This is a genomic window from Flavobacterium frigoritolerans (assembly GCF_025847275.1).
Classification (GTDB): Bacteria; Bacteroidota; Bacteroidia; order Flavobacteriales; family Flavobacteriaceae; genus Flavobacterium; species Flavobacterium frigoritolerans.
The window spans coordinates 81,042-101,289 of sequence record NZ_JAOZEV010000014.1; the positions used below are offsets into that span (position 1 = coordinate 81,042).

18 protein-coding genes are annotated in these 20,248 nt (G+C 31.4%); 16 read left to right on the forward strand and 2 right to left on the reverse strand.

Annotated features, from left to right (window positions below; translation table 11 throughout):
* Positions 1-6: 6 nt before the first annotated feature.
* The 12 genes from lpxD to OIU80_RS16215 all read left to right on the forward strand — a co-directional run bounded on the left by lpxD (position 7) and on the right by OIU80_RS16215 (position 12,046).
* Positions 7-1,050 carry a UDP-3-O-(3-hydroxymyristoyl)glucosamine N-acyltransferase gene (gene lpxD, locus OIU80_RS16160; protein WP_264288021.1) on the forward strand — a complete coding sequence of 348 codons (1,044 nt, stop codon included), beginning with the start codon at positions 7-9 and terminating at the stop codon, positions 1,048-1,050.
* Complete coding sequence (locus tag OIU80_RS16165) at positions 1,043-2,431, forward strand: bifunctional UDP-3-O-[3-hydroxymyristoyl] N-acetylglucosamine deacetylase/3-hydroxyacyl-ACP dehydratase (RefSeq protein WP_264288066.1); 1,389 nt, start codon at positions 1,043-1,045, stop codon at positions 2,429-2,431. The genes lpxD and OIU80_RS16165 overlap by 8 nt, the downstream gene beginning before the upstream one ends.
* Positions 2,432-2,503: 72 nt before the next feature.
* On the forward strand, positions 2,504-3,289 hold the full coding sequence (gene lpxA, locus OIU80_RS16170) for an acyl-ACP--UDP-N-acetylglucosamine O-acyltransferase (RefSeq protein ID WP_035624097.1): 786 nt from the start codon (positions 2,504-2,506) through the stop codon (positions 3,287-3,289).
* A 93-nt stretch (positions 3,290-3,382) separates the two neighbouring features.
* A complete protein-coding gene (gene efp, locus OIU80_RS16175) occupies positions 3,383-3,949 on the forward strand; it encodes an elongation factor P (protein ID WP_264288022.1) in 567 nt (188 codons plus the stop codon).
* 145 nt (positions 3,950-4,094) lie between these two features.
* A complete protein-coding gene (locus OIU80_RS16180) occupies positions 4,095-5,024 on the forward strand; it encodes a UDP-3-O-(3-hydroxymyristoyl)glucosamine N-acyltransferase (RefSeq protein WP_264288023.1) in 930 nt (309 codons plus the stop codon).
* Between the two features lie 2 nt (positions 5,025-5,026).
* Positions 5,027-5,389 carry a nuclear transport factor 2 family protein gene (locus OIU80_RS16185; protein WP_264288024.1) on the forward strand — a complete coding sequence of 121 codons (363 nt, stop codon included), beginning with the start codon at positions 5,027-5,029 and terminating at the stop codon, positions 5,387-5,389.
* 86 nt (positions 5,390-5,475) lie between these two features.
* The gene (gene sucD / locus OIU80_RS16190; RefSeq protein WP_129538465.1) at positions 5,476-6,348 is read left to right on the forward strand and encodes a succinate--CoA ligase subunit alpha; all 873 of its coding nucleotides are present in this window, start codon (positions 5,476-5,478) and stop codon (positions 6,346-6,348) included.
* Positions 6,349-6,498: 150 nt separating this feature from the next.
* Positions 6,499-6,927 (forward strand): hypothetical protein, encoded by a 429-nt coding sequence (locus tag OIU80_RS16195; protein WP_264288025.1) that lies wholly within the window; start codon positions 6,499-6,501, stop codon positions 6,925-6,927.
* A 123-nt stretch (positions 6,928-7,050) separates the two neighbouring features.
* Positions 7,051-7,797 (forward strand): 3-oxoacyl-[acyl-carrier-protein] reductase, encoded by a 747-nt coding sequence (gene fabG / locus OIU80_RS16200; protein WP_195736546.1) that lies wholly within the window; start codon positions 7,051-7,053, stop codon positions 7,795-7,797.
* An 82-nt stretch (positions 7,798-7,879) separates the two neighbouring features.
* Complete coding sequence (locus tag OIU80_RS16205; RefSeq protein ID WP_264288026.1) at positions 7,880-9,907, forward strand: hypothetical protein; 2,028 nt, start codon at positions 7,880-7,882, stop codon at positions 9,905-9,907.
* A gap of 201 nt (positions 9,908-10,108) precedes the next feature.
* Positions 10,109-11,005 carry a LysR family transcriptional regulator gene (locus OIU80_RS16210; RefSeq protein WP_264288027.1) on the forward strand — a complete coding sequence of 299 codons (897 nt, stop codon included), beginning with the start codon at positions 10,109-10,111 and terminating at the stop codon, positions 11,003-11,005.
* Between the two features lie 75 nt (positions 11,006-11,080).
* Positions 11,081-12,046, forward strand: a complete 966-nt coding sequence (locus OIU80_RS16215; RefSeq protein ID WP_264288028.1) for a YeiH family protein — start codon at positions 11,081-11,083, stop codon at positions 12,044-12,046.
* A gap of 19 nt (positions 12,047-12,065) precedes the next feature.
* Here OIU80_RS16215 and OIU80_RS16220 read toward each other — a convergent pair whose 3' ends face one another.
* Positions 12,066-13,025, reverse strand: a complete 960-nt coding sequence (locus tag OIU80_RS16220) for a hypothetical protein (RefSeq protein WP_264288029.1) — start codon at positions 13,023-13,025, stop codon at positions 12,066-12,068.
* A gap of 149 nt (positions 13,026-13,174) precedes the next feature.
* Here OIU80_RS16220 and OIU80_RS16225 point away from each other — a divergent pair, with 149 nt between their 5' ends.
* Positions 13,175-14,173 (forward strand): zinc dependent phospholipase C family protein, encoded by a 999-nt coding sequence (locus OIU80_RS16225; RefSeq protein ID WP_264288030.1) that lies wholly within the window; start codon positions 13,175-13,177, stop codon positions 14,171-14,173.
* A gap of 383 nt (positions 14,174-14,556) precedes the next feature.
* Here OIU80_RS16225 and OIU80_RS16230 read toward each other — a convergent pair whose 3' ends face one another.
* Positions 14,557-16,653 (reverse strand): LTA synthase family protein, encoded by a 2,097-nt coding sequence (locus OIU80_RS16230; protein ID WP_264288031.1) that lies wholly within the window; start codon positions 16,651-16,653, stop codon positions 14,557-14,559.
* A gap of 298 nt (positions 16,654-16,951) precedes the next feature.
* Here OIU80_RS16230 and OIU80_RS16235 point away from each other — a divergent pair, with 298 nt between their 5' ends.
* The 3 genes from OIU80_RS16235 (at position 16,952) to hisG (ending at position 20,216) form a co-directional block, all read left to right on the forward strand.
* The gene (locus tag OIU80_RS16235) at positions 16,952-17,614 is read left to right on the forward strand and encodes a response regulator transcription factor (RefSeq protein ID WP_264288032.1); all 663 of its coding nucleotides are present in this window, start codon (positions 16,952-16,954) and stop codon (positions 17,612-17,614) included.
* A 6-nt stretch (positions 17,615-17,620) separates the two neighbouring features.
* Positions 17,621-19,015, forward strand: coding sequence for a sensor histidine kinase (locus OIU80_RS16240; protein ID WP_264288033.1), 1,395 nt, complete (start codon positions 17,621-17,623; stop codon positions 19,013-19,015).
* Positions 19,016-19,358: 343 nt separating this feature from the next.
* Entirely contained in the window at positions 19,359-20,216 is an 858-nt protein-coding gene (hisG, locus tag OIU80_RS16245; RefSeq protein ID WP_264288034.1) for an ATP phosphoribosyltransferase, read from the forward strand.
* The last annotated feature ends 32 nt before the right edge of the window (positions 20,217-20,248 follow it).

Consider the following 20,248-nt stretch of genomic DNA (forward strand, 5'->3'; position numbering starts at 1 on the left):
GTCGCAATGAAATTTACAGCAGAACAAATAGCAGAAATTTTAGGAGGTGAGGTAGTTGGTAATCCCAATGCAGAAGTTTCTCGCTTATCTAAAATAGAAGAAGGTACAGAAGGATCTCTTACTTTCTTAGCTAACCCTAAATATATCAATCATATATATTCGACAAAAGCATCAGTAACAATAGTTAACGATACTTTTGTACCCGAAACAGAAATTAGCACAACATTAATTAAAGTTGATGATGCTTATGCGTCGTTTTCTAAATTATTAGAGTTTTATAATCAAGTAAAATTGAATAAAAACGGAATTGAGCCACAATCTTTCTTATCTGAAAGTGTAAAATATGGAGACAATCTATATTTAGGTAGCTTTAGTTATGTAGGTCAAAATGTAGTTTTAGGTAACAATGTCAAAATTTATCCTAACTCTTTTATCGGAGATAATGTTGTTATTGGCAATAATGTACATATTTTTGCAGGCGCTAAAATTTATTCCGAAACAATAATTGGAAACAATTGTACAATTCATTCGGGAACAATTATTGGTGCTGACGGATTTGGTTTTGTGCCAAATGAAGAAGGCATTTATAGTAAAGTCCCGCAAATTGGTAATGTAATTATCGAAGACAATGTTGATATTGGAGCAAATACAACTATAGACAGAGCCACTTTAGGATCAACAATTATCCGAAAAGGAGTGAAGTTAGACAATCAAATACAGATTGCCCATAATGTAGAAATTGGTGAAAACACCGTAATTGCAGCACAATCTGGCGTTGCTGGTTCTACAAAAATCGGTAAAAATGTTATGATTGGAGGACAAGTAGGTATTGCAGGACATTTAACTATTGGAAACAATGTTAGATTGCAAGCCCAATCTGGAGTTGCCAGAAATATTAAAGATGACGAAATTTTACAAGGAACACCTTCACTTGGATATACTGATTTTAACAAATCGTATGTTCACTTTAAGAATTTACCTAAAATCGTTGCTGAACTAGAAGAATTAAAAAAACAAATATTAAACCAAAAAAATGGAAATAATGGTTAAACAGAAGACCATCAAGAAGGAAATTTCACTAACAGGAGTTGGACTACACACTGGGAAAGAAGTAACAATGACTTTTAAGCCTGCTCCAATAAATAATGGATTTACTTTTGTGAGAGTTGATTTGCAAGGTCACCCAATTATTGAGGCTGATGCTAATTATGTAGTAAATACTCAAAGAGGGACAAATTTAGAAAAATTAGGTGTTAAGATTCAAACACCAGAGCACGTTTTAGCTGCATTGGTTGGTTGTGATTTAGACAATGTTATAATCGAATTAAACGCATCAGAACTTCCAATTATGGATGGTTCATCAAAATATTTTGTTGAAGCAATTGAAAAAGCCGAAATAGAAGAACAAGAAGCACAACGTAATGTATATGTTGTTAAAGAAGTTATCTCTTTTACAGACGAAGCAACAGGAAGTGAAATCCTTGTTATGCCAAGCGATGATTACCAAGTTACAACTATGGTTGATTTTGGTACTAAAGTTTTAGGTACACAAAATGCAACCTTAAAAAGTATTGCCGATTTTAAATCAGAAATTTCTAATTCAAGAACATTTAGTTTTTTACATGAATTAGAATCTCTATTAGAACACGGATTAATTAAAGGTGGAGATTTAAACAATGCAATTGTCTATGTAGATAAAGAAATATCTGACTCTACAATGGAAAATTTAAAGAAAGCTTTTGGAAAAGATAAAATAACGGTTAAACCAAACGGTATTTTAGACAATCTTACTTTACATTATCCTAACGAAGCAGCAAGACATAAATTACTTGATGTTATTGGAGATTTAGCCTTAATTGGAGTAAGAATTCAAGGTAAAATCATTGCTAACAAACCAGGGCATTTTGTAAATACTCAGTTTGCTAAAAAATTAGCAAAAATTATAAAAATTGAGCAAAGAAACCATGTGCCAGTTTATGATTTAAATCAAGAACCATTGATGGACATTCATAAAATCATGTCGGTTTTACCTCATAGACCTCCATTTTTATTGATTGATAGAATTATTGAGATGTCTTCTAATCATGTTGTAGGATTGAAAAATGTTACCATGAACGAAAACTTCTTTGTTGGTCACTTCCCTGAAGCTCCGGTTATGCCGGGTGTTTTAATAGTAGAAGCAATGGCACAAACAGGAGGAATCTTAGTATTAAGTACAGTTCCGGATCCAGAAAATTACTTGACTTATTTTATGAAAATAGATAATGTTAAGTTCAAACACAAAGTGTTACCTGGAGATACATTAATATTTAAATGTGAATTAATTTCTCCAATAAGAAGAGGAATTTGTCACATGCAAGCTAATGCTTATGCAAATGGTAAATTAGTTACCGAAGCAGAGTTAATGGCACAAATTGCAAAAAAACAATAAATAAAATAGTTAGTTATTTAGATTTATTGTTTCAAAAAAAGACAATTTTAATTTAAAATATAAAAAATACAGATGAATCAACCTTTAGCTTATGTTCATCCTGGCGCCAAAATCGCTAAAAACGTTGTAATAGAGCCATTTACAACAATTCACAATAATGTAGTTATTGGTGATGGTACTTGGATTGGTTCAAATGTAACCATAATGGAAGGCGCGCGAATAGGGAAAAATTGTAATATTTTCCCAGGCGCAGTTATTTCTGCAGTACCTCAAGATTTAAAGTTTGGAGGAGAGGATTCTTTAGCAATAATAGGAGATAATTGTACCATTAGAGAATGTGTTACAATTAATCGTGGTACAGTTGCATCAGGACAAACAATTCTTGGTAACAATTGTTTAATTATGGCTTATGCTCATATTGCTCACGATTGTGAGATTGGTAATAATGCTATTATTGTAAACGGTGTTGCATTGGCAGGACACGTTGTAGTAGGAAATCATGCTGTAATTGGTGGTTTGGCTGCAATTCATCAATTTATTCATATTGGAGATCATGCAATGATATCAGGAGGTTCTTTGGTAAGAAAAGATGTTCCTCCATATACCAAAGCTGCAAAAGAGCCATTATCATACGTAGGAATTAATTCAGTAGGTTTGAGAAGAAGAGGTTTTAGCACAGATAAAATCAGAGAAATTCAAGAAATTTATAGAATTTTATACCAAAAAAATTATAATACAACTCAAGCACTTAGCATAATCGAAGGTGAAATGGAAGCAACTCCAGAAAGAGATGAAATCTTAGATTTTATTCGAAACTCATCACGTGGAATTATGAAAGGATATTCAGGAAATTACTAGAAAAAGTTCTATCGTGGATTTGTTTCATCGTTTAATCGAAAGCAAATAAACGGTTAAACGATGAAACAAAATAATAAATAAAACAAAATCATAATGGCATCAACATCAGACATAAGAAACGGACTTTGTATCAAATACAATCACGACATTTATAAAATCATTGAATTTCTTCACGTAAAACCAGGTAAAGGCCCTGCTTTTGTTAGAACAAAATTAAGAAGTTTAACAACTGGAAAAGTATTAGATAATACATTTTCTGCAGGACATAAAATCGAGGATGTTCGTGTTGAAACACAAACATACCAATTTTTATATGCTGAAGGTGATGATTTTCACTTTATGAATAATGAGACATTTGAGCAAATTTCTTTAAATAAATCAATTTTGGATGCTCCAGGATTATTAAAAGAAGGAACTAACGTAATGGTTCAAATTAATACTGAAACAGATTTACCTCTTTCAGTAGATATGCCAGCTTCTGTAATCCTAGAAGTTACTTATGCTGAGCCAGGAATTAAAGGAAACACAGCGACAAATGCAACAAAATCTGCAACTGTTGAAACTGGAGCTACAGTAAACGTTCCTTTATTTATTAATGAAGGCGACAGAATTAAAATCGATACTGCTTCAGGTTCTTACATGGAGCGTGTAAAAGAGTAGTTTATTAATTAAGATAATTTGTCAATGAGTCAATTAGAAAATTGATGGACTAGTAGCAATTCAAACTAAAAGTTCTTATTTTTCTAATTGACACATTTTTTTAATTGACACATTCTCTAATTGACAAATTTTCTAATTATAAAATATGAAATTTCAAAAAGTTTACTCTTTAGAAGAAATTGCAAATTTGCTTAATTGCGAATTTGTTGGTGATAAAAACTTCCAAGTCTCAGGTATGAATGAAATTCATGTTGTCGAGCCTGGAGATATTGTTTTTGTAGACCATCCAAAATATTATGACAAAGCTTTAAATTCAGCAGCAACTATTGTTTTAATCAACAAAGTTGTAGATTGCCCTGAAGGCAAAGCACTATTAATCTCTGATGATCCTTTTAGAGATTTTAATAAACTTACAAAACATTTTAAACCTTTTCGATTTGCTAATGTTGCCATATCGGATTCTGCGATAATAGGAGAAGGTTCATTAATACAGCCTAATTGTTTTATTGGAAATCATGTTACAATTGGTAAAAACTGCTTGATACACTCTAATGTATCAATATATGATCATACTGTAATTGGTGACAATGTTATCATACATGCTGGAACAATATTAGGAGCAGATGCTTTTTATTACAAAAAACGCCCTGATGGTTTCGACCAATTAATCTCAGGAGGAAGAGTTGTAATAAAAGACAATGTTGGAATTGGAGCGCTTTGTACTATCGACAAAGGTGTTACAGGCGACACAACTATTGGAGAAGGAACCAAACTTGATAATCAAGTTCACGTAGGGCACGATACTGTTATTGGAAAAAAATGCTTAATCGCTTCACAAACTGGTATTGCTGGTTGTGTAATTATAGAAGACGAAGTAACCATTTGGGGTCAAGTAGGCACAACAAGCGGTATTACGATAGGAGAGAAGGCTGTGATAATGGGACAAACAGGAGTTACTAAATCGGTAGAAGGAGGGAAATCTTATTTTGGTACGCCAATTGAAGAATCAAGAGAAAAGCTAAAACAATTAGCTAATATCAAGAAAATTCCTGAAATTCTAAATAAATTAAAATAACTATGACTGCTAAAGAATTTATTCAGAAATTTTATAAGTCGGATGCTTTAATTGATAGCGAAACCTTCAAATTATATTTACATCCAGAAGTAATCGTAGATTGGCATAGTACAAAAGGACCTATCCAATTAGATTACAATGGAGTATTAGACTTATCTAACGAATTAAGTAGAGCCTATGTACGTTCTAAAGTTCGAATTAGTCATATAATCGAAGAGGATGATTTAGTTTCAGTACGTTATTCACATTATGTAAAAACTATCGAAAACCCAAGAGAAGAAATGTTATTAGCCCATTTTATGGCTATTTGGCAAATAAAAGATAATAAATTATACCGAGGTTATCAAATGAGTCAATTATTATAAGATATTTTGATAATAAAAAGGTTCAAAATAATTTACAAAACCTTACTTTTGCATCACAATTTTAAAAACTACATAAAATATATATCATGAGTGTTTTAGTTAATAAAGATTCCAAAATAATTGTTCAAGGATTTACAGGAAGCGAAGGAACTTTCCATGCTTCTCAAATGATTGAGTACGGTACTAATGTTGTTGGTGGTGTTACTCCAGGAAAAGGGGGAACTACACATTTAGATCGTCCAGTTTTTAACACAGTAAAAGATGCTGTAGAACAAGCTGGAGCTGATACAACAATTATTTTTGTACCACCTGCATTTGCTGCTGATGCAATTATGGAAGCAGCTGACGCTGGAATTAAAGTTATCATTGCTATTACTGAAGGAATTCCTGTAGCAGATATGATTAAAGCCAACAGTTATGTAAAAGAAAGAAATGCTAGATTAATTGGTCCAAACTGTCCAGGTATTATTACTCCAGGTGAAGCAAAAGTTGGAATTATGCCAGGTTTCGTTTTCAAAAAAGGAACTGTAGGAATCGTTTCTAAATCAGGAACTTTAACTTACGAAGCTGCTGACCAAGTTGTTAAACAAGGATTAGGAATAACTACAGCAATTGGTATTGGTGGAGATCCAATTATTGGAACTACTACAAAAGAAGCTGTTGAGTTGTTAATGAACGACCCAGAAACAGAATGTATCGTAATGATTGGTGAAATTGGTGGACAATTAGAAGCTGATGCTGCTAAATGGATTAAAGCTGATGGTAACCGTAAGCCAGTTGTAGGTTTCATCGCAGGAGTAACTGCTCCAGCAGGACGTACAATGGGTCATGCAGGTGCAATTGTTGGTGGTACTGATGATACAGCTGAAGCTAAAAAGCAAATTATGAGAGACAACGGAATTCACGTAGTTGATTCTCCAGCTGAAATTGGTAAAAAAGTAAAAGAAGTATTAGGATAATCTCCAATATTTAAAATAATAAATTCCAAAAAAAAGTCTCAATATCTGTTGAGACTTTTTTTACATTAATAGAATGTATGGAATATAACAAACACTTAGTAACTAAGTTTCTTTAGAATCTTAGAACCTTCGTGAAAAATCTGAAGAAATATGTACAAAGAATTAGAAAATTTTACAGTAAAAGGAAATTTTACTTACACACTAAACGATAGTCTAGAAGAAGTATGCAATGCATCTGAATCTGGAAGTGGAGTTTTTGTTGTTTACGCTGTTGATGGTGAAAACAAAGAATTAATCATGGTAGGTTCTACTGGAACTGTTCAAAATGATGGAACTCTAAAAAGTAAAAATGGTGGATTACACGATAAAATCGTAAACGGTCACCAATTTGCAAAAACAGGAAGAAAATATTCTTGGCCAGCACAAATGAAAATTGAAGGAATCGAAAGATTAGAAGTTTCTTGGTATGAGACTTTTAATGCAGATGTAAAAATAATCCCAACTTACATTGAAGGGAAAATTCTACAAGATTTCTTAGATGAAAACGGTAGATTACCAAGATGGAATGTAGCTTTCTAGTTATTCTCCTGATAACAATATAAAAAAGCTTCACCTTGGTGAGGCTTTTTTGTATTACAAATTTTATAAAACGCCTAAATAATCTATATTTGTATTTAGAAAATAAAAAACGAATACCATAATATGAAATTACTAGAAGGAAAAGTAGCCATTATAACTGGCGCAAGCCGCGGAATAGGAAAAGGAATTGCTGAAGTTTTTGCAAAACATGGTGCAAATGTGGCTTTTACATACAGTTCATCTGTAGAATCAGCTTTGGCTTTAGAAAAAGAATTGAACGCTCTAGGTATTAAAGCGAAAGGATATCAATCAAATGCAGCTGATTTTACAGAAGCTCAAACTTTTGTTGAAGCTGTTTTAGCTGATTTTGGAACTGTAGATATTTTGATAAATAATGCTGGTATTACAAAAGATAATCTTTTAATGCGTATGTCTGAAGCTGATTTTGATCAAGTTATTGATGTTAACTTAAAATCAGTTTTTAATATGACTAAAGCAATTCAAAAAACATTCTTAAAACAACGCTCTGGATCGATCATCAACATGAGTAGTGTTGTTGGAGTAAAAGGAAACGCAGGTCAAACTAATTATGCAGCTTCAAAAGCTGGTGTTAACGGATTTACAAAATCAGTAGCACTAGAATTAGGTTCTCGTAACATTCGTTGTAATGCAATTGCACCAGGATTTATTGAAACTGAAATGACTGCAAAATTAAGCGAAGATGTAGTAAAAGGTTGGAGAGAAGGAATTCCGTTGAAACGTGGAGGAACTACTGAAGATGTTGCAAACGCTTGTCTTTTCTTAGCTTCAGATATGAGTGCTTACGTTACAGGACAAGTTCTTAATGTTTGTGGAGGAATGCTTACTTAGAAAGCTACTGAGGTTCTGAGTAACAAAGATTCAAAGGTTTACTATTAAAATCTTTAAAACATAATTTTTTTTAATAAAAAACATGACTACAAACACGATTCTATTATTGGTACTTTCATTAGTAGTTGCAGGAGGTTTGTCATTTTTTCAATATTATTATAAAGTCAAAAGCAAATCAAAACTGAATTTGTTTTTGGCTTTTTTACGTTTTCTATCCATTTTTGGGATATTAGTTTTATTGATTAATCCAATCATTACCAAAAATTCATTAGAGATCATTAAAACTCCATTACCAATTGTAGTGGATAATTCCAGTTCAATAGCTGCTCTGAATTCGAAAGAGAAAGTTATCGAATTGTATAAAAAACTGACTTCGAATAAAGAGTTACAAGATAAGTACGAAATTCAATCGTATCAATTTGATGCTGACTTTAAGCAATCGGAAGAATTCGATTTTAAAGGAACTCAAACTAATCTAGACGAAATTGCAAAGAATCTAAAAAGCATCAATAAGAATGTAGTTTTCCCATCTGTAATTATTACTGATGGAAATCAAACTACAGGAAATGACTATGTATATCGTTTTGACCCAAACAATAAAGTTTATCCTATTATTGTGGGAGACACAACCACTTTTTTAGATTTAAAAATAAATCAGCTCAATGTAAACAAATACGCCTTTTATAAAAATAAATTTCCAGTTGAAGTATTCCTTCAATATTCGGGAACAAAAAATATAAATTCTGATTTATCGATTTCTCAGGGAGGTACAGTTTTAATAAAAGAAAAGATTTCTTTTTCTCCATCAAAAAAAACAGCTACTTTAAATATACTATTGCCTGCAGATAAAGTAGGAGTCCAAATTTTTAAAGCTACTATTTCGTCAAGCGAAAAGGAAAAAAACTCTTATAACAATACAAAGAATTTTGCTGTTGAAGTTATAGACCAGAAAACTACGGTAGCCATTGTTTCGGCAATAAACCATCCAGATATTGCAGCTTTAAAACGTTCAATCGAAACTAACGCGCAACGCAAAGTTGTTCTAGTTAAGCCAAACGAAATTAAGTCATTACAAGATTATAATATTTTAATTTTATACCAACCATCGGGTGCTTTCAAACCAATTTTTGATTCAAACAAAGCGGCTGGAATTAATACCTTTATTATAACTGGAAATAATACAGACTTCAATTTCCTAAATCAACAACAAACTGCTTTCTCATTTAGAATGAGCAATCAGAAAGAAGATTATTTGTCCGAATTTAATTCGCAATTCAATCTTTTTGCAGCTGAAGAAATTGGATTTGGAAATTTTCCTCCTTTGCAAAATTCATTTGGAACAATTACTACAAATGAAAATGTTTCCGTTTTACTTTCGTCAAAAATTAGAAATGTTGCAACCAATGCTCCTTTATTAGCTTTTACAGAAAATCAAGGAAAAAGAGGCGCCTATCTTTTTGGTGAAAACACATGGAAATGGCGCATGCAAAGTCATATCGACAATCAATCATTTACCAAATATGATATTTTTATCGATAAAATCATTCAATATTTAGCTTCAAATAATACTAAAAAATCTTTGGTAGTAAACCACGAAAGCTTTTATAATTCAGGAGATGCTCTGGAAATTAATGCACAATATTTTAATAAAAACTATGAGTTTGATGAGAAAGCAAATCTCTCCATTTCAGTAACCAATACAGAAACCAAACAAACCAAAAATTACGATTTATTAAAAGGAAACAATTCTTACTCCGTAAACCTAGATGGACTTCCTGCTGGGAAATATTCTTTCTCTGTTAAAGAATTAAATTCAAAAACTACTTATTCAAGTCGTTTTGAAGTATTAGATTTTGATATCGAAAAACAATTTGTAAATCCAGATGTTCAAAAATTACAGCAATTGGCATTACAAACTAATGGAAAAGCATTTTTTCAAGATCAATCGGATGCTTTGATAAAAATACTTTTGGAGAATCCTGAATATAAGGCAATTCAAAAAAACGTGAGTACCAAAACTCCTTTAATTGATTGGGTTTGGCTTTTAGTTTTAATTGCTTTCGCTTTAGCAACTGAATGGTTTGTTAGAAAATACAATGGGTTACTTTAATAGTTATAAAGGTTCAAAGTCGCAAAGAATCAAAGTTTTCTTAACTTAAAATAATATGTAATCTCTAGAAGCTATATTTTTTTGAATATCATGTCGATAATATGTTATCAATATAATATGCATCTATAATAAGATTTCATTTTTAAATATTAAATTCGTGATAATTCGTGAAATTTGCATTTCACTTTCAATAAATAAATTATGGATTTCAGGCTAAAAGTATTTTCTGCTGTTGCAAATAGGTTGAGTTTTACCAAAGCTGCAGCTGAATTGTATATTACACAGCCAGCAGTTTCTAAGCATATTCAGGAATTAGAAGAAACCTATAAGACCAAGCTTTTTGAACGAAATGGTTCTAAAATTACTTTGACCAAAGCTGGAGAAATTCTTTTAAAACACACCAAAGACATATTCGAAATTTATAGAGAAATCGATTTTGATATGAGTACGTTTATCAACGAACGTCAGGGATTATTGCGATTGGGAGCAAGTACAACCATTTCTCAATACATTATTCCGCCTTTATTAGCACGCTTTCATCAGAAATTGCAGGACATAAAAGTCAATTTACTAAACGGAAATACAGAGCAAATCGAGAGTGCTTTAATCAACAAAGAGATAGAAATTGGTATTGTCGAAGGGCAATCTAAAAACCAATCAATCAAATATACTGAGTTTTTAAAGGATGAATTGGTCTTGGTTTGCAGTAGTAAAAATCCATTAGTCAATAAAAACGAAATTTTATTAGAGGATCTACAGAATTTACGCTTTATTACACGTGAAAGAGGTTCTGGAACACTTGAAGTTATTGAATACGCTCTAAAACAATTCAATATCAAGCTATTAGAACTACAAATCGAAATGCAGCTAGGAAGTACCGAAAGTATTAAATCCTATTTATTAAATTCTGATTGTGTCGCCTTCATGTCTATCCATGCCGTTGATAAAGAACTAAAAAATAATGAACTAATTGTTCTTGATGTAGAAAAATTAACAATCGAGAGATACTTTTATATCATAACGCTACACGGAAAATCGGATGCTCTTACCGAATTGTTTATAAAAAATATGGCGAATTACTATAACTTGAAGTTATAGCCTATTGCGATTTACAATTGGCAATTGTTGCAATAACTACAGATCTTTGTACTGTAATTATTAAATACTATTACCTTGAAAACAAATCAACATACAACAAGTCATTTATTTGAGATTAATACAATCTCGAAACAAATTATTTTTGCCCTCTTATTACTACTTTGCTTAACTTCAATTATATCACCTCCAGTAGCTTTATTATTAGGCTTATTGGTAGCCAATTTGTCTGGAAACCCATTTTTACATTTCAATCATAAAGCAATTACTATTTTATTACAATTTTCTGTGGTAGGATTAGGATTCGGAATGAATGCTACAAGCGCATTAACTGCTGGAAAAGAAGGATTGGTTCTTACTATTGCTTCGATATTTAGCACTATAATATTAGGATATTTTTTAGGAAAATGGTTTAAAATCGATAAGAAAACATCTCACTTAATCTCTTGTGGAACTGCTATTTGTGGAGGAAGTGCCATTGCAGCAATTGCTCCAGTAATAAAATCAGACGAGAAACAAACATCTGTAGCATTAGGAGTAATTTTTATATTAAACTCAATTGCCTTATTTTTATTCCCTTATATAGGACATCAATTAGACTTATCCCAAAGAGAATTTGGCTTATGGTGTGCTATAGCAATTCACGATACAAGTTCGGTAGTTGGTGCAGCTAATAAATTTGGAGCTGAAGCTTTGCAAATCGCTACTACTGTAAAACTAGCGCGTGCCTTATGGATTATTCCTATTGCGCTTCTTACAACTGTACTTTTTAAAAACAAACAAACAAAAATTAAAATCCCTTACTTCATCGGATTGTTTATTTTGGCGATGTTGTTAAATACTTATGTGCCACAAACTGCAATCATTGCACCAACATTAGTTCTCTTGGCTAAAATCGGGTTAACAGTAACTTTATTCTTAATTGGAGCAGGATTAAACCTAAGTGTTTTAAAAACTGTAGGAGTGAAGCCTTTAGTACAAGGAGTGCTGCTTTGGATTGTTATTGCTAGTTTAAGTTTGATTTCAATTTTATACTTCAATTAAATAAGTTTAAAACTTGAAATTATTTTATATTTGATAATTTTACAATTGGTTCACCTACGACGAAATACCACTTCCCATTAAAGGAAAGACGCTTTTCGATTATAAAATTAAATTGTTTTTTTGTCTTTGCAATTTCACTAATTTCCTTTGGCATATCTACTTCATAATCTTCTTCAGTTCCTTTAGCTTTGTGATAAAATCCAGTTGTTGTAATTAAAAAATCCTTGAAAAACTTTTTCTTGCCATCATTAATCACTTTATAAACGCTTGACCACTGTGTATTTTCCGGACCATTATTTGTGAGGTTATAATAACCTAAGTCCATTATAGGTTGGTATTTTCCACCGAAACCAGCAATAAGATAGAGGTAACCTGAATATGGAGCACCTGCACCTCCGTTTGCCTGAATTAATGTAAATGCATATTGGTCTTCTCCTATTTCTACCAACTTAGGTGAAGGAGCTCTAGAAAATGCTCCAAAGGCAGCAATTGCAGGCTGAAAGGATCTCATTTGCCAAATATTATCATTTTTTGCAAACTTGGCAATTCCTATCAAACCACCAGAGAATCTGCCAGTTTGAGCCCCATCAGTATCATAATCAGAATGATTGAACAACAGCAACTTAAATTGATTACCTTTTGAATCTACGTAATCAATATTATCAAGAACCCTTGTGGCAACCCCTTCTTTATATGGGAATAATTGATCTCCTTCAATTTCATTAGCATCAGCATAAGGTAAAGGTTTACAGCTATTACATTTCCAACTTACAAAAACATTGTCACCAGAAAGTTTATATAATTTACCAGGAAACAATTTTTGCATTGTTTTTACAGGATTAAACGGATCTGACACATTTAATGCTCTTTTCGAATTTAAGATTGTATCACTAACATTTTTTAATTGTATAATATCTTCTTGTGCTGAACTAATTAAAGAAAACAAGAATAAAAGAATGCTGAAGTAGTTGGAACGCATATGCCTAATTTTAGAGTAAAAATAAGGCAAAATTTTAAATGACATCTACTGATATTGAAAATAAACGAATATAAATTAACATAATCTTAATTGATATTCTTTTAAATCATATTTAATAAATTACATTTGCACCCCTAATAAATATACAAATGAAAAATTTCAGAATGAAACCTAAATTTATTGCAATCATAGCGATTGGAATTGGTTTTTTAACATTATCGTGGGGGATTGTTGGTCATGAGCGCATCAATAAAGCAGCAGTTATGGCTCTTCCACGTCAATTACAAGTGTTTTTTTATAATCACATCGATTTTATTACACAAGAAGCTTCAGTACCAGATATTCGTAAATATGCCTTGAATTATAAAGATGAAAATCCTAGACATTACTTTGACATGGAAAATTTTGGTTCTGCAGATAGCATACCAAAAACCTTAGAAGAAGCAAAGAAAAAATACGATGATAAATTCTTGCAAGTAAATGGAATTTTACCTTGGTACATCGAAGATATGATGGTTAAATTAACCAAAGCATTTAAAGATAAAAATCGTGCAGAAATTTTATTTCTTGCTGCCGATTTAGGTCATTATATTGGTGATGCACACATGCCTTTGCATACTTCTGCTAATCATGATGGACAATTAACAGATCAAAAAGGAATTCATTCGCTTTGGGAAAGTAGACTTCCTGAATTATTTGCTAAAAATTACAAGTTAAATGTTCCTCAGGCACAGTATTATGAAGATGTTCATAAAGCAACTTGGGATATGATTAATGATACACATAGTTTAGTTCAGCCATTATTAGAGGTTGATAAAAAACTAAGAACTGCAACTCCTGAAAATCAAGTTTTTAAAATCGATGCTGATGGAAAAGTAGTAAAGAGCAAATACAATTCGGCTGTTTTCTCTGATGAATATGCTAAGAAACTGCATAAAGAATTAAACGGAATGGTTGAAAGTCAGATGAAAAAAGCTATTACAGCAACTGCAAGTTTTTGGTACACTGCATGGGTAAATGCAGGAAAACCTGATTTAAGCGATTTAGATGCTCCAGCGGTTACACAAAGAAACAATCAAGCTTTAAAAGATGATTTAAAATTATTTCAAAGCGGAGATTTATTCGGAATAAAGAATCAAAATGACTAAGGAGAAGGTTCAAAGGGACTGAGGTTCTGAGGTTCTGAGGTTCTGAGGTTCTGAGGTTCTGAGGTTCTGAGGTTCTGAGGTTCTGAGGTTCTGAGGTTCTGAGGTTCTGAGGTTCTGAGGTTCTGAGGTTCTGAGGTTCTGAGGTTCTGAGAAAGACAAAAAGGCTCAAATTCTATTGAATTTGAGCCTTTTTTATTACTTTCACTTTGCGAACTTAGCGGTTAAATCCTTTGAGCCTTTGTACCTTTGAGCCTTTGAGCCTTTGAGCCTTTGAACCTTTGTACCTTTGTACCTTTGTACCTTTGAGCCTTTGAGCCTTTGAGCCTTTGAGCCTTTGAGCCTTTGAAACCTTTGAACCTTAATATCTTAGAACCTCAGAAACTTTAATTCTTCTCATATTTCTTATGCTTCAACATATCCGAAGCTGTTTGATAATATGAAATTGTTTCGTTTACCAAATCCGTTCTTTCTTTGGTTAATGGAATTTCATCATAAAAAATTTGATATTCGGGTGCAATACCCTCTTTTGGGATCAGATTTAATTGAAACTGTTTTACCTTTTGCTTTGGCGAAAGTATCGTTAATACATTATCCTTTATCAATCCCATATCCTGATATGTTGCGATAAAAGCTCTTGGTTTATAATCTGATTTTAAAACATCTTCTCCATAAAACTTACTTTCGTAACTAAAGTTCAGTAAACCAAATAAAGTGGGCATGATATCAATTTGTGACATTAGCATGTTGTACTTCTGTGCTGGAACAAACCCCGGACTGTAAATAAAAGCAGGAATTCTATATTTATCAAGCGGAAGTTCTGTTTTTCCTGCACTCGATGCACAATGATCGGCAACAATTACAAAAACGGTGTTTTTGAACCAAGGTTGTTTACTTGCCATTGCAAAAAATCTTTTCAGTGCATAATCTGTATATTTAACACCTCCATCACGAGATTTGACATCTCCCGGAATATCAATCTTACCATTTGGATACGTAAACGGACGGTGATTACTCACTGTCATGATATGATTAAAGAAAGGTTTATTTGTTTTAGCTTCAGCATTCATAACCTTTATTGCTTTATTAGACATGTCTTCATCACAAACTCCCCAAACATTTGAAAATGTAACTTCGTCGCGGGTGAAACTCGATTTATCTACAATATCATAATTATTACCCGCAAAAAAATCTTTCATATTATCAAAATAAGCATCACCTCCATAAAGATATTTTGTAGTATATCCTTTTTTCATAAAAACAGAACCTGTTGAGAATTTATTCTTGTTGTCCTGTCTTTTAACCACACTTTCTCCTGCAGTAGGAGGAATACACAAAGTTACTGCCTCCAAACCACGAACAGTTCTATTTCCAACAGCATATAAATTGGTAAATTCTAAACTTTTATCAGCCAAACTATCCAGAAAAGGAGTGATATTCTGATCATTACCATATCGCTTCATGAACTCAGCACTATAACTCTCAATCGTAATTAAAACTACATTTTTACGTTTTTCGGCAGAATCACTTTCTATTTTTCGTAAAGTACTTTCACCAGAAATCGTTGGCAGTTGCTGTTTCAATATTTCATATGCTTGAGCATTAGGAATTGTTTTGTAAAATTTAAAATAATCTAAACTACTATTTTTATAAGCTAAATAAAATTTATACAAACCATTTGATTGTAACTCATTAGAAAATGTGTTTTCAGAATTTTCACTTAGTGCCAAGCGAGGAATCACAAATAAAGAAAAAGCAAAAAGTGTAATGTATAATGCTGAAATTTTTATCTTCTCTATAAATGTGGGGATATTGTCGATATAAATTCTCGTTCTTTTTACAATAAAATAAGTTACCGTTCCTGCAGTTAAAAATAAAGCTGAGAACAACGGAATAACAGGGTAAGACTGCATTATATTACCAATTACTTCATTGGTATAAACCAAATAATTCACTGCAATGAAGTTATATTTTACTCCAAATTCATTCCAGAAAAAATATTCACTAATTCCATTTTGTAAAATTAGCAACACATATAAAAAGATTACAAATGCAAATAACCAAAATCTAATTTTATCGCGATAATTAGGAAGGAAAAGTAATAAGCCGAATAAAAATGTTTTTATACCAATGAATATAAGCACAATTTTTGGCAAAGCTCCTCCATACTCATTAAGAATACTTTTGCCACTTGCTATATAAAGAAATAAAGCTAGAAACACACCAAAAATAATATAACCGGTAGGTTTTAAATATTTAGAATTGGATATAAAAATAAGATACAACCATAAAAAAATACTAGCAATAACAGAAACAAATACATCTGAAACCAATCCAAGTCCAAATATTTTTATCGTATCAGTAAAACTAAAGGATGTTTCGGTTATCGGATGAAAAAATAAAACTAGTCTTAATACGAAACTTACTAGCAAGTAAAAAAAAGTGAGATAATAAAACGGGGCGAGCTTTTTATATAATACCATATTAAAAAATTTGTTGCAAATTTAACTGTTTCTCCTTGTTAGCTATTAGCCTAATCTTTTGTGTAACTTAGCATTACCTTAAGATTACCTTAAGATAATAGATTTTTTCTGTTTTAACAAATATTAAAGTCGTTATTTTTAAGAATACTATTCTTGTTAAAATATATTTTTCAATCAGAAATACCAAGTCATTGCTAACAGAGTCCAAAAACATTTATCTTTGAAAGGAGTAAACTGGCTTATTAATAAATTTTATTACAGACAGTACAAACAAATTTAAAATACAAATAAGTTAAAAATGCATATTTTAATAGTCGAAGATGAAGCAGGTATTGTGCAATTTCTTAAACAAGGTTTAGAAGAGGAAGGGTATGAAATAACCACTACTTCTGATGGTTTGGCCGGCTTTGAATTAACACAAAAGCAAAAATTTGATCTAATTTTACTCGATTGGATGCTTCCTAAAATCAATGGATTAGATTTATGCAAAGCCATTAGAATTAAAGACACAACAACACCAATACTCTTTTTGACTGCAAAAGACACTGTCCTTGAAACCATAGAAGGATTAAAAGCAGGTGCAAATGATTATATAAAAAAACCATTTAGTTTTGAAGAATTGATTGAACGAATTAAAATCCATTTCAGAAACCAAAATACTCCCGAAATACTTACACTTGGAACTATCAAAATTAATTTGGCACAACATACTGTTTGCACAAATGGCATTGAGGTTTCGCTTACACAAAGAGAATTTGATTTATTAACTTATTTGGTTAAGAATAAAGGAAATGTATGCACTCGAAATCAAATATTACAAGCCGTTTGGCAAATTAATTTTGAATATGACACCAGCGTTATTGACGTTTTTATGAATGCAATTAGAAAAAAATTGAATTTAAAAATCGAAGAAGATTATATAAAAACAATTCGAGGTATTGGTTACATCGCAAACGACTAATTTTAGATGCTACAGTTTTCATTTAAGGACCGAATCGCATTTAATTATATTGCGATCACTGCATTGTTAATTTTTGTAGTGTTTTTTACTATCTATACAATTGTAAAACAAAATGTTTATAGTCATATCGATAATGATATCATAGTAGAAATTAAAAATCATTTAGACGAGATAAATGTTAAAAATGGTACTCTAACTTTGATTGATGTAGAGGAGTGGAATGAAAGAGAACACAATACTGTTGACGTAAACCCAGTCTTTGTTCAGTTTTTAGATTTAAACGGGAAAATTATAGAGAAATCCCCCAATTTAAAATCCGAAACCTTAGTTTTTCATAGTCAAAAGGAGAATTTTGAATTCTTTAATGCTAAGTTATTAAAGAATATTATCAGACAGATACAGGTGCCTATTTATGTAGAAAATAAAAAAATAGGCTCCTTAATAATCGCCATGTCTTTAACCGATTCTACGATGGTGCTCGACAACCTATTTTATATATTAGTTGTTGCTTTTCCACTTATTTTGATATTATTATTTTTTATCGCACGATTTTTCGCAGGGAGAAGTATTAAGCCTATTAATACTATTATCGAAACATCAAATAGTATTACTAAAGACAATTTAAAAACTAGAATTCCACTACCAGGAAATCGAGACGAATTATATATATTATCGAAAACAATAAACAGCTTATTAGACCGAATTGAGAATACTCTTGAAAAAGAAAAACAATTTACATCTGACGCTTCACATGAGTTAAGAACACCACTTACTATTATAAAAGGTACACTTGAAGTTTTAATACGTAAACCCCGTGGAAATAAAGAATATGAAGAAAAAATAAACTCCTGTATTTCTGAAGTTGACCGACTAAATACATTGGTTGATCAATTGTTATTATTGGCTAGATTTGAAAATAAAGATCCTGATTTAAAAAAAGAAAAAGTATATCTAAATGCTTTAATTTTAGATACAATTTCACGACATTCAAATACAATACAATCTAAGAAGATTCATCTTTCAACAAAATTCCAAAAAGATTATTGCTTAGATACTGATCCGTATTTGCTGACTATAATCCTTAACAACTTAATTTCTAATGCCCTAAAGTATTCTAAACAAGATGGCAAATTAGATATTATTGTTACAGATGTTTTAAATGAAATCGAATGTCAGATTATCGATTACGGAATAGGAATTCCATCTGAAGATATACAAAAAGTATTCAATCAGTTTTTCCGTTCACATGCAGAATTACATCCCGAAATAAAAGGAATTGGCTTAGGATTATCTATTGTAAAAAAAATAAGTCTATTACTAAATATTCCTATTTCAGTTTCAAGTAAGTTAAATGAAGGAACAACTGTAAAATTAGTTTTTTATAAAAATCCAGCCAATTAAAACTTAATAAAACAAGTGTGTTTTCTTTAAATAAATAGCAATGATTACTGGCTACATCCCAGCAGAATTATTAAATTTAACAATAAAATCATTTTAAGTTAAATTAAAAATTGTTTTATAATTAATTTATCCTGTATATTTGCAAACGAAACAAAGAAAAAATAAACTTTAGTTATGTCATTAATTCAATTACATCATCATCATTTTCATTATTGCTCTCAAGCGATGTGTTAATGGTATGCATGTAAATCATCATATTTTAAAACCCGTTTGAGTACTCAAACGGGTTTTTTTGTACCCAATTCTTTGTACTCAAACTATTAATTTAAACTAAAAAACTAAAATGAGTACGTTAAAAATTGCAATTCAAAAATCAGGTCGTTTAAACGAAGAAAGCATTCAAATCTTAAAAGATTGCGGAATTTCGATAGACAATGGTAACGACCAATTAAAAGCAGAAGCCACTAATTTTCCTTTAGAAGTTTTATTCCTAAGAAATTCTGATATCCCACAATATTTAATCGATGGCGTTGTAGATGCTGCCATTGTTGGAGATAACCTATTAGTCGAAAAAGGAAAAGGAATTCAAATTGCACAAAAATTAGGCTTTTCAAAATGTAAAGTTTCAGTTGCAGTACCTAAAGCATTCGAATACAATTCAATAAAAGACCTTGACGGATTACGCATTGCAACTTCATATCCCAATACTGTTACTGATTACTTTAATTCATTCGGACTGTCTGTAGACATACACCAAATCTCAGGATCGGTAGAAATTGCACCAAATATTGGTCTTGCAGATGCTATTGTAGATATTGTATCAAGCGGAAGTACATTGTTTAAAAACAACCTGAAAGAAGTAGAAGTGATTTTGAAAAGTGAAGCTGTTCTTGCAGTTTCTCCAAAAATAAATCCTGAAAACCAAAGACTAATTGATACTCTTAAATTTAGAATAGAATCTGTTTTAAGAGCCCGAAAATCAAGATATATCTTAATGAATATCCCGAATGATAAAATCGAAGACGTTGGAAAAATACTTCCTGTTCTACGAAGTCTTACCGTATTGCCTCTAGCGCAAGAAGGATGGAGTAGTGTACACTCAGTAATAGATAAAGACACATTTTGGGATGTAATAGACCAATTAAAAGATGTTGGTGCTGAAGGAATTTTGGTATGCCCAATTGAAAAAATGGTGCTTTAATAAAAAGCTTTGCTTTTAGCTTTAGCCAATAG

Coding starts and splice junctions, on each gene's coding strand:
- OIU80_RS16185 (WP_264288024.1), top strand. CDS start 5,027: ATGACTGCTAAAGAATTTATTCAGAAATTTTATAAGTCGGATGCTTTA.
- lpxA (WP_035624097.1), top strand. CDS start 2,504: ATGAATCAACCTTTAGCTTATGTTCATCCTGGCGCCAAAATCGCTAAA.
- OIU80_RS16235 (WP_264288032.1), top strand. CDS start 16,952: ATGCATATTTTAATAGTCGAAGATGAAGCAGGTATTGTGCAATTTCTT.
- efp (WP_264288022.1), top strand. CDS start 3,383: ATGGCATCAACATCAGACATAAGAAACGGACTTTGTATCAAATACAAT.
- OIU80_RS16240 (WP_264288033.1), top strand. CDS start 17,621: ATGCTACAGTTTTCATTTAAGGACCGAATCGCATTTAATTATATTGCG.
- hisG (WP_264288034.1), top strand. CDS start 19,359: ATGAGTACGTTAAAAATTGCAATTCAAAAATCAGGTCGTTTAAACGAA.
- OIU80_RS16210 (WP_264288027.1), top strand. CDS start 10,109: ATGGATTTCAGGCTAAAAGTATTTTCTGCTGTTGCAAATAGGTTGAGT.
- OIU80_RS16225 (WP_264288030.1), top strand. CDS start 13,175: ATGAAAAATTTCAGAATGAAACCTAAATTTATTGCAATCATAGCGATT.
- OIU80_RS16180 (WP_264288023.1), top strand. CDS start 4,095: ATGAAATTTCAAAAAGTTTACTCTTTAGAAGAAATTGCAAATTTGCTT.
- OIU80_RS16195 (WP_264288025.1), top strand. CDS start 6,499: ATGTACAAAGAATTAGAAAATTTTACAGTAAAAGGAAATTTTACTTAC.
- OIU80_RS16205 (WP_264288026.1), top strand. CDS start 7,880: ATGACTACAAACACGATTCTATTATTGGTACTTTCATTAGTAGTTGCA.
- sucD (WP_129538465.1), top strand. CDS start 5,476: ATGAGTGTTTTAGTTAATAAAGATTCCAAAATAATTGTTCAAGGATTT.
- OIU80_RS16230 (WP_264288031.1), bottom strand. CDS start 16,653: ATGGTATTATATAAAAAGCTCGCCCCGTTTTATTATCTCACTTTTTTT.
- OIU80_RS16165 (WP_264288066.1), top strand. CDS start 1,043: ATGGTTAAACAGAAGACCATCAAGAAGGAAATTTCACTAACAGGAGTT.
- lpxD (WP_264288021.1), top strand. CDS start 7: ATGAAATTTACAGCAGAACAAATAGCAGAAATTTTAGGAGGTGAGGTA.
- OIU80_RS16220 (WP_264288029.1), bottom strand. CDS start 13,025: ATGCGTTCCAACTACTTCAGCATTCTTTTATTCTTGTTTTCTTTAATT.
- fabG (WP_195736546.1), top strand. CDS start 7,051: ATGAAATTACTAGAAGGAAAAGTAGCCATTATAACTGGCGCAAGCCGC.